Source organism: Thiorhodovibrio litoralis, from assembly GCF_033954455.1.
GTDB classification, from domain to species: domain Bacteria; phylum Pseudomonadota; class Gammaproteobacteria; order Chromatiales; family Chromatiaceae; genus Thiorhodovibrio; species Thiorhodovibrio litoralis.
The window spans coordinates 4,110,736-4,124,257 of sequence record NZ_CP121473.1 but is presented as its reverse complement, the minus strand read 5'-3'; the positions used below and the strand labels follow the sequence as shown (position 1 = coordinate 4,124,257).

The 13,522-nt window shown below is 63.0% G+C and carries 9 protein-coding genes; 4 read left to right on the top strand and 5 right to left on the bottom strand.

What is annotated here, in order from left to right:
- Positions 1 to 249: 249 nt before the first annotated feature.
- The 3 genes from Thiosp_RS18710 to Thiosp_RS18700 form a co-directional block, all read right to left on the bottom strand.
- Positions 250 to 1,323 (bottom strand): ligand-gated ion channel, encoded by a 1,074-nt coding sequence (locus Thiosp_RS18710; RefSeq protein WP_201067469.1) that lies wholly within the window; start codon positions 1,321 to 1,323, stop codon positions 250 to 252.
- A 246-nt stretch (positions 1,324 to 1,569) separates the two neighbouring features.
- Entirely contained in the window at positions 1,570 to 2,175 is a 606-nt protein-coding gene (locus Thiosp_RS18705; protein WP_201067471.1) for an AsmA-like C-terminal region-containing protein, read from the bottom strand.
- A gap of 3 nt (positions 2,176 to 2,178) precedes the next feature.
- Positions 2,179 to 5,274, bottom strand: coding sequence for an AsmA family protein (locus Thiosp_RS18700; RefSeq protein WP_323696601.1), 3,096 nt, complete (start codon positions 5,272 to 5,274; stop codon positions 2,179 to 2,181).
- Positions 5,275 to 5,472: 198 nt separating this feature from the next.
- On the opposite strand from Thiosp_RS18700, the gene Thiosp_RS18695 reads away from it, so the two are divergent.
- Together Thiosp_RS18695 and Thiosp_RS18690 are read left to right on the top strand one after the other, a co-directional pair.
- Complete coding sequence (locus tag Thiosp_RS18695) at positions 5,473 to 6,357, top strand: sulfurtransferase (RefSeq protein WP_242518659.1); 885 nt, start codon at positions 5,473 to 5,475, stop codon at positions 6,355 to 6,357.
- 44 nt (positions 6,358 to 6,401) lie between these two features.
- Positions 6,402 to 8,441, top strand: coding sequence for a putative bifunctional diguanylate cyclase/phosphodiesterase (locus Thiosp_RS18690; RefSeq protein ID WP_201067477.1), 2,040 nt, complete (start codon positions 6,402 to 6,404; stop codon positions 8,439 to 8,441).
- A gap of 155 nt (positions 8,442 to 8,596) precedes the next feature.
- Here Thiosp_RS18690 and Thiosp_RS18685 read toward each other — a convergent pair whose 3' ends face one another.
- Both Thiosp_RS18685 and queG read right to left on the bottom strand, forming a co-directional pair.
- The gene (locus Thiosp_RS18685; protein ID WP_201067479.1) at positions 8,597 to 10,075 is read right to left on the bottom strand and encodes a 2Fe-2S iron-sulfur cluster-binding protein; all 1,479 of its coding nucleotides are present in this window, start codon (positions 10,073 to 10,075) and stop codon (positions 8,597 to 8,599) included.
- A gap of 13 nt (positions 10,076 to 10,088) precedes the next feature.
- On the bottom strand, positions 10,089 to 11,180 hold the full coding sequence (gene queG / locus Thiosp_RS18680; protein WP_201067480.1) for a tRNA epoxyqueuosine(34) reductase QueG: 1,092 nt from the start codon (positions 11,178 to 11,180) through the stop codon (positions 10,089 to 10,091).
- Positions 11,181 to 11,394: 214 nt separating this feature from the next.
- Between queG and Thiosp_RS18675 the strand changes: the two genes are divergently transcribed.
- Positions 11,395 to 12,972, top strand: a complete 1,578-nt coding sequence (locus Thiosp_RS18675; RefSeq protein WP_201067481.1) for an NAD(P)H-hydrate dehydratase — start codon at positions 11,395 to 11,397, stop codon at positions 12,970 to 12,972.
- Between the two features lie 29 nt (positions 12,973 to 13,001).
- Positions 13,002 to 13,514: a tRNA (adenosine(37)-N6)-threonylcarbamoyltransferase complex ATPase subunit type 1 TsaE gene (tsaE, locus tag Thiosp_RS18670; RefSeq protein WP_407702796.1), complete on the top strand. Its 513-nt coding sequence runs from the start codon at positions 13,002 to 13,004 to the stop codon at positions 13,512 to 13,514.
- Positions 13,515 to 13,522: the final 8 nt, after the last annotated feature.

The window sequence follows — 13,522 nt, the reverse complement described above, 5'->3', positions numbered from 1 at the left end:
TGCGCTGTCCGGAAAGCGCGAGCAGCTCGGCATTGCCGCTGGTCGCGCAGGCAAGCACCTCGGCAGCCGGCATGAAGCGCGCGAACGTCCCCCAGACAAGCCACCAGATCAGATAGGCCAGGGTCCAGTTCGGGGTCCATTCTTGCAATCCCTCAAAGGGCAACAGGTGGAAGGCCAGCGCCGGCAGTTGCATAATTGAGCTTGGTCGGATGATTACCGAGCTGCCAATTCAATGCAGGTCAATGCGGTTCAATGAATGTAGTAGTAATAGCTCCAAATGAGGGTCAAGCTATAAACGACAGGAAAGGCCCAGCGTGAGATGGTATCGACGCGATGGGCCGCCGCCGTCTTTCCGCGTTTGGCCAAGTCAAACACCAGCAGGCTCTGAAGAATGGTCGCCGCCATGATGACGAACGAATAGAGCAGCAGAGCGTCGGTGAAGGTGAAATAGGAGATGCGCGGCATGGTGCCGTCGATGAGAAACTGGTAAGCGACGATGGTGAGGATGCCGATGAAGGAGATATTGAGGCGATCGGTGAGGCTGTCGATATCGAGCCAGAAAACGGTCCACATCATGGCGACGAGTATGATCAGCGGAAAGATGACCTTCCAGATAATATTGGCTGAATTCCGTTTCATGGTAATGGCCAGCTCGACCTGGGAAACCTCTTCCTTGTCACCGAAATAACGATAGTCGGTCGTGCTGGACTTGATATCGACATTTTGCAGGCGCCATTCCGCGATCTGGACGTGATGTTCCTTTTCCGAGTATTCCTCTGTGGCTCCGAGTACGCGCTGATCGACCTGTAATTCAACCTGTTGCTTGTTATCACCGAAAGGGATGAAGAACGCCTTGAGGGTTTGCACGTCAAAAGGAAATTTTCGCAGATCCATCGGTGTTTCAAGTGTGACGTTGCGCTCCTCCAGGTAGCGCACCTTGCCATCCGGATAGACTTCGATCTTGACCGCATTCATATCGCCGGAGCCGATCTCATTGATAATGAGGAACTGCGGCCACCAAGCGCTGTAGACTTCGTTGAACTGGAAGATTCCCTGGAAGATCTTTTTGCTTGTCCCTTCCTCAGCAGGGTCGAATGCCAAGCGGGGGTCCAGCCAGGTTCCGACCAGAATCAATTCGACCTCAAAGGTTTCGTTGACCTCGTCCATGTCGATGATGTCGGCCACAAACATGCCGACCTGAACCTGGGTGGGAGAAGCCGGCGGGTTGGGCATTCCGGCATCGAAGGCGAAAAGGGTGGAAGGAAATGACAGGATGCAAAGCGCCGCGAGCAATAGCCAAATTGGATTCAGTCGATATTTCATAAAGGCATCGTGAACATGAACTTCGGCGCGAGTCGAGAACGGTGGGAGGGCTAACTTAGAACGGGGAGAAAACCCACGGGGTCCAGAGTGTTCCGCACCGCCGAAAGATCAGCCTAGCGATGACAACCAGATGGGTCAACCCCAGGGCGCTCATCGGCACCACGACCCAGCCAAAGACCTTTGCCGAGGTCCTCGTCAAGGACATAATCAGTTCCGCCGCCCGAGCTGTGTCCGTGATGGATAGGTTTATCGGCTTCCCCTCTCCCCTCGCCGCAGGACGGTTTCGCACGGGTCGTTGGTTGCCGTGAGCCGCGTCAAGATCTGGTCAAACAGGATGCTTAGGCCGCCTGTGGCCCAGGCAGCGCCGCCGTCGATCAACAATTGACCGGGATCGACGGCGACGTGCGGCTTGCGAACCGTTCCGTTGATATAAATGAACTTGTCCGCGATCCCCAATAGGTTGAATCCGAAGCCCTTGCGTTTTGCGGTCTTGAAGCGGAGTCTGATCTGCTCGGTGCGCAGGTTGAGCGCCCCGCTGCCGAGCACGTTGAGCGCGGCGGTTCGCAGCCCGAGCCCCCGGGTGCTGGTTGCAATGCCATCTGCAATGTCGAACTGCAATACCGCACACTGCAGCTCTTGGAACTTACCCTGCTGACTCAGCGGATTCACTGCATCCAGCAGTGTCACGATGATTGCGCCGAGGGGCAGCTTGGCGGCTTTCTTGTTGAACCGCCCGGCGCCTATCGCAAGTTCGACTCGCCCGTTCGCGGACCCGAGCAACGCCTCGAGAGAGTCACCAAGACCGCGCAGACGCAGCTCGATGGAAATCGGCAGTCTCGACAGTGCGCGCATTCGCTAGTCCGCAATGAGCCACGCCAAATCGAGCTTGCCGCTGTGACTGAGATCGAGCTGCCATTGGTCCGCTATCGGTCGGAGCGCCAGGGTCAAGTTCAGGCGCTCCTGCAGGGCCTTGGTCGACAGATGCAGGTAGCCGTCGTCCAGGATCGCGTTCAGGCTGGCGTCGTCAACACCAAAGTCCCCGCTACGCAGATGGTCCGCTCTGAGGTCGAGCGTGCCGTCGAGGGTGTGCAGCAACCCCAACGGCAACTGATCGGATAGGCTTAGATTGCCCCGCGCTGGACCGGCATTGCCGCGCGCCAGATAAGGGGTGAGGTCGAGAGCGCTCGCGGCAAGCGTCGCCGCGACCTGTAGCTTGTCCCCGAAACGGAGCCGAACATCCCCGCGCAGGTCGCTGTCGCCGACTGTGGCGGCCAGCGACTGAACGTCCAGGCGTTGGGTGCCAACCGCGAGATGCGCCCGGACGTCGAACGGCTGATCGCCCGGCAGTTCCAATCCCGCCAACAGTCCCAGCGCCGAGAGGTTCGGCCCGGCGGCCTGGAGGTTGACCGTGCTGCCTTCAAAGGTATCGAGCGAGGGAAGCATGCCCTGCACGCTGGCCGTGACTTCAGGCTGCTGCAAGCTCAGGTCGATGTTGAGGTCGCGCGCCGCGAGCAACGCGCCGAGGGGGCCGACATGGCCACGGATCTCGAGCGCTTTGTCGTACAACTCGCGGCTGACGCTGATCTTGATCTTCGGCCAAGGCTGCGCCTGGGTCAGCAAGTCGGCAAGCCCGCCACCGGTGAGGTCGATACTGAGTCTTTGCCCTTCGACTGTTAGGTTGGTCCGCAACCTGACGGGCTGGCCAGCGTCGATGGCGAGCCGCGGTTGGTCAATGCTGATCTCGGTGAACTGATTGCTTTGGGGGCCGTCTTGCGGGCCGCCTTTTCGGGCTGCCAGCCGCAGCCTTGCCCCGTCGGCGGTCACTTCGCTGGCCAGGGTCTCGATGAGCAGCGCGGGAGTTGCTCCGCGCGCCTTTGCACTGAGCGCGATCGCGGCGACCGATCCGTCGATCGCCGGCGGCTTGGGTAGGAACGAAAGCGCTTGGGGCAGGTCGATGCGCTCGGCAGCCAGCGACAGCGTCATCCTTGGCACTTTCACGGTTGCGCTGGCATCGACGGCCGCCTCTCCGGTGATGGTCGTTCCCGGCAACGCGAGACGCAGGCATTCCAGTTGCAAGCGGCCGTTGTCGAGCAGAGCATGCGCCGCAAGGTCTTTTAATTGGACCTGATCGGTCTTGATCAGGTCGGCCTGCAGGGTCAGGTCGGCATCGAGCTGCCGCAGGGCCGCGAACGGCAGCGGCGTCTGCATCCACGACCGGGCGCTGTTGGCGGTGCGGGCGCGTGCGGACTGAGATGACGTCAGGTCAAGGGAGCGCGACGCGAGCGTTGCTCGTATGCGTGGCCTGGCGTCGAAGTCGATCCACAGATCCCCAGTGAGATCGCTGTCGCCGACGCTGGCCTTCAGGTCCTGCACGGCCAGGCTGCGATCGCCGAGCAGCGCGCTCAGCGGACCGACTTTCCCGCGAAGCTGCGCTGCATCTCCTTGGAACTCGCCGGCCACGACGAACTCGATGCTCGGCCAAGCCCCCTCACCCCGGAGCAGATCGGCCAGCGGACCACCGACGATGTCCGCACTGAATGCTTGGTGGCCGATCGCAACGTCGGCCCGCAAGCGCACCGGCGCGCCGGGCGCGCTGGAGAGCTTGATCCCACCCAGCACGGCCTGATCCGTCGGCCCGCCGGGCTGTCTCAGTCTCGCCACGGCGGCCGTGATCTCGGCGTCGAGTGATGCGATCAGCGCGGCGGGCGTATGACCTTGCGCCTCGGCCTTGAGCGCGACGGCTTGCAGCCTGCCCTCGATCTTCGGCGGCGCGGAGAGAAACGAGAGCGCCTGCGGCAACTGCACCTGCTCCGCTGCCAGCGAGAGATCGATCGTCGGCGGGTCGTCTGCCAGAGCGGCAGTTGCTTCACCGGTCAACGCAGCACCGGTCAGCGAGACCGCGAGGTCTTCGAGTCTCAGGCGGCCGTCGTCGAGCAGGATATGGCCCTGCAGGTCTGTCGCCACGACCTGCCCGGCTGCAATCTGCTCGAACTTGAGCAACAGATCGGCATCGAAGGTCTGGAGAAACGCGAGCGAAAATGGCTGGTCAAGCCATCCCGGGGGCGCACCTTGCCCAGACCTGCCTTGATCCGGCGCGGACCGCGCCTGTGCCGAAGCCGATGCAGTTGCAGGTGCAGGTGCAGGTGCAGGTGCAGGTGCAGGTGCAGGCGATGCATCGCCATCGCCCGCAAGACGGGTCAGGTCGATGTTCGTCAGGCGCAGATCGCCCGTGATCCGCGGCCGCGGCTCGGTGCGCTCCCATAGCAAGCTGCCCTCCGCCTGCAAGGTCGCGTCCTTGGTCGCCACCTGGAGTTTGAACGGCCAGCGGTCCCGACTCGGGTGCTCCCCCGCGTCGGACTCCGCGGTGATTTCCATCTCGATGTCGTCCGCGGTGACGGCGGCGGTCAGACTCAACTTTGGGCTTCCCAAGCCCTGGAGATCGAACCGACTGATCGCAACGGACCGCGGCGGCGCCTCAGCAGGCTGGAAGGAGACGGCCGAATCGCGGATCTCAAGGGCATCGAGACGAAAGTCGAAGGCGTTTGAACCGCCCGCGCCGAGTGTGCCGAAGCTCCAGTTATTCCGGTCCTGCGATCCGGTCTCCAGATGCAGTTCCGCCTGTTCCACGACGACCCGCGCGAACTCAATGCGCCGATGCAACAGCGCGGCGAGATCAATCTGAACCTTGACCCGGCGCGCAGTCAGGAAGGCTTCCCCCATTGCCCAGCTCGGGTTCTCGATGCGCAGTCCATCCAGCGCGATGGAGGGCCCCGGCCACCAGACCAAAGCCACGGGACCCGCGATGCTCACGGGCCGATCCAGCGCTTCGCTGGCAGCCGTAGCCAGCGCCGCCCGATGGTTCTCCAGAAAGCCGGGCAGGAGCGCGGCAACAGCGATCAAGAGAAGACCAACCAGCACGGCGGTCCAGAGCAGGATCTTGATTGGTTTCATGAACAACAACGACTGGAGGCGGTGCCTAAGTGGCTCAGCATGAATCGAATTGGCCGGAAACAAGCCATCACCCTTCCTGTATATTTGGTTCCTTGCTCTTCCCGAGCAGAGTCTGCGACCTGTCATCTCAACGGGCTAGCAGCCTCACTGGGCCAATCTCACCATGGGCCAATCTATTCAGAGGGATACGGCATGAAAATGAACAGGCTTTTTCACCACAGCATTCGCGGCGGTCTCGCCCTTGCGTTGTCAGTTCTGTTGCTTTGGGCCCTGCCTGCTGCGGCCGAAACCCTGCGCGTCACCCCCGAGTGGCTGAACGATCATCTGCAACAGCCGGATATGGTTCTGGTCGATGCCCGCGCGCCTGCGGATTATGCCGCCGGCCATCTGCCCGGCGCGGTGAATCTGCCGGAGCTCGCAACCTACCGCGACCGCGGCCGCGACGGACGCATCGTCGAGCCGCCGGTGATGCAGGAATTGCTGCGCGAACTCGGCGTGCGTCCGGACGCGACCCTTGTCGTTTATGACGACGGCAGCCTGCTGAGCAGCGCGCGGGTTTTCTGGACTCTCGAGGTCTATGGGCTAAAACATGTCCGTCTGCTCGACAAGGGTTTTGCCGGTTGGCAGGCGCGCGATTTTCCTGTCGCAACGGATACCCCAAAGCCCGCGCGCAGCGACTATGTTGCCGAGGTCGACCCCAGGCGCATTGCCACCCGCTTCACCACCCAATTGGCGATGACCGATCCGCAACAGCAGTTAATCGACGCGCGCTCCCCGGATGCCTATCTCGGCAAGGTTTCTAAGGCCAAGCGCTTCGGTCATATACCCTCGGCCATCAACATACCTGTTCATGGGAATCTCGCGCAGGCACCCGACGGTTCGGCATTGCGCAACCTCGATGAACTCGCGCAAATCTATGCCGAGGTGCCCAAGGAGCGCAATCTGGTGCTCTATTGCGACATCGGGCGGGTCTCCGCCGTCAACTATCTCGCACTGCGCGAACTCGGCTATCAGGTCGCCAACTATGACGCCTCCTGGCTGGAATGGGGCAACGATTCCGGTCTGCCAATCGTCGGGCCTTGACCGCATAACGGTCATCAACGAAAACCCGGTCTGAGGAACCCGATATGTGGGAAAAGCTGCGCATTCGCACCCAGCTTATCGTGCTGGTCGGCGCACTGCTTACGCTGGTCGCACTGCTCGTACTGTTGCTGACCTTCTGGCTCGATGTCCGCGACCGTCGTGAGATGGCACTCGAACAGGCGTCCACACTGCACCGCGCGTTGAGCCAAGATCTGATCCGCGTGGTGATCGAGCCATCAATCGACCGCCAAGCCGAGCTGTCCTTTCGCCTCGCCGGCTTTGCGGCTCTCGATGCCCTGGTGCTCTTCGGCACCGAAGCGCAGCCCGTCTATCGCTACCAGCGCCCAGGCGCGACCTTCGCCCTGCCCGCAAAGCCAGCCGCCTTGCCGACTCCTGAGCTCAGCGCCACCCATCTGTCGCTGTGCGAGCCGCTCCAGGCCGGCGCCGGCACGTTCGGCACCGGCTGCTATGCGCTCGATCTCGGTCGTTATCACACAGGTCTCAAAGAGCGCGTCCTGTCACTGCTGGTGCTTTACTCGCTCGCGCTCCTGATCGGCCTGGCGCTCGCCTTCGGGATCGGCGGCCTCTACACCCGACCTTTCAGCGCGCTGGCGCGGGTCATGCGCGCCAACGACCCGCGCGCCAACCGCTTCACCTTGGTGCAAACCCGGGCCCGCAATGAAGTCGGCGAACTCTATGCCGGATATAACGCCATGATCGATCAGATTGTGCGCGCGACCGAGGAGCTGCGTTATCTCAGCCATCATGACACCCTGACCGGACTCCTCAACCGTCACGGCCTTTATGTCGCTCTCGAGCGGGCGCTTGACGGTGACCGCTATGGGAGCGAGAGCGAGAACGACGGCCCCAGCCCCACGCAGGTTCTGGTAGAGCTGGATCTCGATCTTTTCAAACTGGTCAACGACAGCGCTGGCCAGCTGGCCGGCGATCACCTGCTGCGGCAAGTTGCACAGCTATGCCGCGATCACTGGCCGGCGCCCGCAGATTTGGCGCGCATCGGTGGGGATGAATTCTTCGCGCTGCTTCCAGACTGTGACGAGGAGCAGGCGCGCGCGCAAACCCGGATGCTGCTCGAGCGCATCGGCGAGCTGCGCTTCCGCTGGGAGCAATCGGCTTTCGATGTCACGGCAAGCGCGGGGCTGGTCGCTTTCCGACCCTTTGAATACAACCGCGACGATCTGATCGCCGCCGCCAACTCGGCGCTGAAACAAGCACAACTGCGCGGACACCAGCAGCTGCATTGCCATCGCGCGGATGCCGAACGCCAGCAGCGCGAGAGCGCCGAACGACTCGCCGCTAGCGCCATCAAGGAAGCTCTAAGGCAAGGGCCGGCCCGCTTCGAACTGTTCGCACAGCCGATCATTCCACTCGCCGATGACAGCGCATCATCGATAAACAACTACGAAATCTTGCTGCGCCTGCGCACTGGCGACGGCGAACTCTTGTCCCCCGGTCTCTTCTTGCCGGCGGCAGAGCGCTATCAGCTAATGAGCGCCATCGACCAGCACGTCTTTGCTGCCTTTTTCGCCGCCATGGAGGAAAACCCAGCACATCTTGCCGAGCTTGGGTTCGCGAGCATTAACCTCTCCGGCAGCACATTGACGCATCCGGACTTCCAGGCCTGGTTCGGCGACACCCTAGCGCGACGGGATTTTCCCTGGCACAAACTGGTGGTAGAAGTCACCGAGACCTCGGCGGTCGGCAACCTCCCGCAGGCGTCGGATTTTATCGCCCGCTGCCGCACCCTCGGAGTGCAGGTCGCGCTCGATGACTTCGGCACCGGGCTGTCATCCTTTGAATATCTGAAATCTCTGCCCTTTGATCGCATCAAGATCGACGGCAGCTTCATCCGCGATATGCTGAGCGACCCGGTCGACTACGAAACCGTCAGTTACATCCACCAGATCGCCCGGCTGCGCAAGCAGAGCACCATCGCCGAGTTCGTCGAGAACGAAGAGCAGCTCGCCGCGCTGCGCAAGATCGGCATCGACTACGGACAAGGCTATCTGCTCGGACGGCCCCAGCCGCTGAATGAGCGCTTTACCGAACAAAAAGCACCCTAAGCCAGACGCAGAAGTCTGCTGTGGTATGTGAAAACCGAGCCCGGGCTGATCCGAATAGCAGCACCATTTCCCAACTGGAACACGACTGCGCGGCCACGACTTGCCAAACGCAGTGCGTGAAGAAGGAGAGGTTTCTGTTGTCTCTTATTCTGGTATCACTGGACACCGGTGAGGGGCTGGCTGATTGGCTCCAGAGTGGCGATCTGGCCATCCGTCAGTCCGAGGGTTTGCAGGGCGTGCTCCATGGTTGCGAGTTGCGCCGAGCTTCCGGCCAGGTAATAGCTGGCGTTGCCGGGTTCAGGCAAGTCGGCCCGGATCAGCGCGAGCAGATCCTCGGCATTGGCGTCGATCAGCGGGGTGAAGGAAAAGTTATCCAATGCGTCCTTGAGCGCGCGGCACCAGCCTTCGAGGTAAAAGCCGTCAGTTCCCGTGGTCGACCAATACAGATGAAAACTGGCTGCGGTGTCGATGGAAATCGCGTGCTCGAGCAGGCTTTTGATCGGCGCGATGCTGTCGTCGAAGGCAATGAAAACCGCTGGGGTTGGGTTGCTCTCTTGCAGGACGAATTCCCCATAAGGGCCGCTGACCAGCACGGGCGCGCGGTTGAGTCCCTGGTGAAAAATGGCTTCGCTGAAGGCATCGGGGCTTCGACGCACATAGAAGTAGAGATTGCGGCCGTTGCAGGGGCAGCTGGCGATCGGCAGGGTGGTCTCGGAGCCGTCGTCGAGTCGCAACTGAACTGACTGGCCGGCCATGAAACGCAAGGTCTGGGTGCGGGGTGTCTGCACCTGGATTTGCATTAAATCATCGGTCTGGCGCGCGATCTTGCGGATCTGGGCGCGAATCTCCTGGTGCGGCAGGTCGGCGGTGGAATGCGCCTCGGCGGCTTCTACGACCAGGTCGGTCACCGCCGTATGGCAGCAGGCGAGGATGTAGCCCATCTGTTGCTCGCGGGCGCTGAGCACATAGTCGTGCTCGCGCAACTTCCAGACTTCGCCAGAGATGATTCGCGCCTTGCAGGAGCCGCAATTGCCATTGGTGCAGCCGTAGTTGATGCGCAGCCCGGCGCGCACTGCGGCATCCAGGATGGGCTCGGAGCCCTCGACGAAGAACTCATGCCCGCTCGGGATGACCTTGACGCTCGCCGCCATGAGGCGCAGGAAGTTGTCTTTGGCGAACAGCCGGCGGCGGGCTTCGGTCTCCGGTGCCTCGGCCAGCGCGGCGCATTGCGCATCCAGCCAGCCGAGCAGGCGCTCGCGGGTGTCGCGCTCGGGGATGGCTTGCGTCAGTTGCTCGCGCAGGTCGGCGACCAGACGCTGGAGCCCATTGGCGCGGCCTAGCTGTTCGGACAGGGCGTCGCTGAGCGCGCGCAGGCGCGAGAGCAGCACCTCCGGGCTAGGTAAGTGGTGGTCCTGATCGGTTTCGCGCGGGATCGCATTTGCTTTGATCTGCTCGACTTCCTCGAGCATGCCGCTGTGCTCCAGGCTGACGCTGGGGTAGATGCGCAGCAGATCCGACACCCGCACCTGCCCCTCGAAGGTGTCGATCTGGCCGCGGCGGATCTGCGCCTGCAGGGTGCCGCGACTGACGCCGGCAAGACGGGCGGCGCGCGAGAGGCTGAGCAGATCGGTCATGGGCGGGACTCCTTCACTGGTTTTTGTGGATATTCGGTGCTGCCGTCGTCGACCGGCGCCGCTGCTGCTGGCGTTCCAGCGCCCAGGTGACATGCTCGCGGACCAGCGCGCTGGGATGGTCGCAGCGGGCATGAAGCGCCTGGACCACGGTTGCGTCGGGTTCGGCGTTGCCGAGTGCGACGGCGATATTGCGCAGCCAGCGCTGGTGACCGATGCGCCTCATTGCGCTGCCTTGGGTGCGCTGCAAGAATTCAGTTTCATCCCAAGCGAACAGAGTGATCAAGCTGGCGCGGTCGAGTCCCTCGCGCGGGCGGAAGTCGGCCTCGGTGGTCAGTCGGGCAAAACGGTTCCACGGGCAGACCAGCTGGCAGTCGTCGCAGCCATAAATTCGGTTACCGATCAGCGGGCGCAGCGGCTGCGGGATGGCGCCGGCCAGCTCGATGGTCAGATAAGAGATGCACAGGCGTGCGTCCAGTTGGTAGGGGTTGACGATAGCGCCGGTGGGGCAGACATCCATGCACGCGCTGCAGCGCCCGCAGTGGCTGGGCAGGGGCTCGTCGACCGGTAGGGCCAGGTTGACATAGAGCTCGCCCAAAAAGAACCAGGAGCCGGCGCGCGGATGGATCAGGTTAGTGTGCTTGCCGATCCAGCCCAGGCCGGCCGCTTGCGCGAGTGGTTTTTCCATGACGGGGGCTGAGTCGACCAGCGGGCGCCACTGGAAGGTGCCGATTTCAGCCTCGATGCGAAGGGCGAGCTGTTTCAGCCGCGCGCGCAGGACCTTGTGATAATCGCGCCCGAGCGCATAGCGGGAGATGAAGGCCTGGATGGGGTGATCACAGGATGTATGGATGTCCTCCAGCGCTTCCGGTAAATAATCCATACGCGCGCAGATTACCCGCAGTGTGCCCGGTAGTAGCTCGCCTGGGCGGCTGCGTTTGCTGCCGTGCCGGGCCATGTAGTCCATTTCCCCATGCCAACCGCGTGCGAGCCAGTCGCGCAGGTGGGACTCCGCGCCGCTCAGATCGCAGCCGGCGATGCCGAGCTGCTGAAAGCCGAGCTCTCGGCCCCAGATTTTGATGTGCTCAGTGAGCGCTTCGGGGGTCAATCGGGCCTCTCTTTCCCGCTGTGATGGCGTTGGTGGATCGGGTTTGCGCAGTTCTCGAGAATCCGTCTGCTCGTGTTTCAATGTTCAGGCCTTGCATGCGTTCGCAGTGGCATCATACTGATTCCCAAAACCGGAAACGAATGTGTGATGGCCATATTTTGAGCTGTCTGTTCCCCATATTGACAAGATTCGAGCGCTGAGGAATACGCAAAGAATGACTCGCCTGATGCCGAAGAAGGATCGCCTCCCTTATGCCCTCTACCGCGCCGAACAGGTGCGCGCGCTCGATGCCTGCGCCATCGAGCGTTTCGGCATTCCTGGCGCAACTCTGATGGAACGCGCTGGTACTGCGCTGTGGCAGCTGATCGAGCGCGACTGGCCGCGAGCTGAGCGCATCGCCGTGCTGGCCGGCCCCGGCAACAATGGTGGCGACGGCTATGTGGTGGCGCGATTGGCGCTGCAGGCCGGCCGTCGTGCGCGCGTGATTGCTCTCGGTGATCATGCACGCCTAAGCGGCGCGGCGGCAACAGCCGCTGCCGCCTATGCCGAGGCAGGCGGCTCGGTGCTGGCCTGGCCCGAGTGGCCCGAGGACAGCGAGCTGATCATCGATGCCCTGCTGGGCACCGGCCTGGCCCGGGTAGTCACAGGCGACATGGCCGCGGCCATCGCACGCGTCAACGCGAGCCGTGCTCCGGTGCTGGCGGTGGATATTCCCTCCGGGCTGTGCGCCGATACTGGCTGTATTTTGGGCGATGCAATTCGCGCAACGGCTACCTTGAGCTTCATCGGCCTGAAGCAGGGGCTGTTCACCGGCGATGCGCTGGATTGCACGGGTCGGATACTTTTCGATGCGCTGGATGTTCCCGCTGCCGTCTATGCGAGTCAAGTCGCCGCGGCGCGGCGCACGGACTGGCCGAAGGAAGCCGCGCGGATTTCGCCTCGGCCGCGCACTGCGCACAAGGGCCGTTGCGGTCATGTGCTGGTCGTCGGCGGCGCGCCGGGCATGAGTGGTGCTGCGCGCCTAGCCGGCGAGGCGGCGCTGCGCACCGGTGCTGGACTGGTGACGGTCGCCACCCACCCGGAGCACGCCGCGCTGCTCAATCTGACCCGCCCGGAACTGATGGTCGCCGCGGTGCGCTCGCCCGATCAACTCGTGCCCCTGCTCGAGCGGGTGAATGTGGTCGCACTTGGGCCAGGTCTTGGGCGCGATCAATGGGGCAGGGCACTGTTTGAGCAGTTGATGCGAGACGAGGTCATCGCGCAGCGCGCGCTGGTGCTGGACGCGGACGCGCTGAACCTGCTCGCCGAGCGGCCGCTGCAGCGCGAGCATTGGATACTGACGCCGCATCCAGGCGAGGCCGCGCGCCTGCTGGGTTGCACGACGGGGGATATCGCGCAAGACCGCTTCGCCGCCGTGAATGCGCTCCAGCAGCGTTACGGTGGCGTGGCGGTGCTGAAAGGCGCGGGGACGCTGGTCTCCGGGCCAGGGCAGTCAGCGCCGGCACTGTGCAGCGCGGGCAATCCCGGTATGGCCAGTGGTGGCATGGGGGATGCCCTGACCGGCATCATCGGCGGCTTGCTCGCGCAGGTACTGGCTCAGAAGCCGATCACCAATTCGATCGAGCATCCGATCCATGAGCGTGATCTTGAACAAGCCGCCACCGCCGGCGTCTGTCTGCATGCCGCCGCAGCCGACTGGGCGGCAAGGGACGGCGAACGCGGTCTGCTGGCCTCTGACCTGATTCAAGCTCTGCGCGCGCAATGGCGTTTCGTGGAGGCGAGGGGGCAATGACGGCGATTTACATCCCTGATGAACAGCAAATGTTGCGCGCTGGACAACGGCTTGCGGATTCACTCTCGCCCTGGCTGGGCTCCTGTTCGGAGATAGAGGTTGCAGGCGATGCCCCGATTGGCTCCGAAGGCGGTGCGATCATATTCCTGCACGGGCAGCTCGGTGCTGGCAAGACCACCCTGGTGCGCGGCCTGCTGCGCGCACTGGGTGTCGAGGGTGCGGTGCGCAGTCCCACCTATACCCTGATCGAGCCCTACGACATCGAGACAGACTTGGGACTGAAGCGCGTGTTTCATCTCGATCTCTATCGCCTGGCCGACCCCGAAGAGCTCGATTATCTCGGCTGGCAGGAACTGCTGGGCGAGGGCGGTCTGCTGCTGATCGAATGGCCCGAGCGCGGCGCCGGGCTGCTGCCATCGCCGGACTTGCGCATTGAGATCGTCATGCAGTCGCCGGGTCGTGCGCTGTCATTGAGCGGGCGTGGGCCATGGCGGGAGGTCGCCGCCGCTGCAGTCCGCGGCCTGGCGGCAACGGGCTCTTGAGTGCTTCG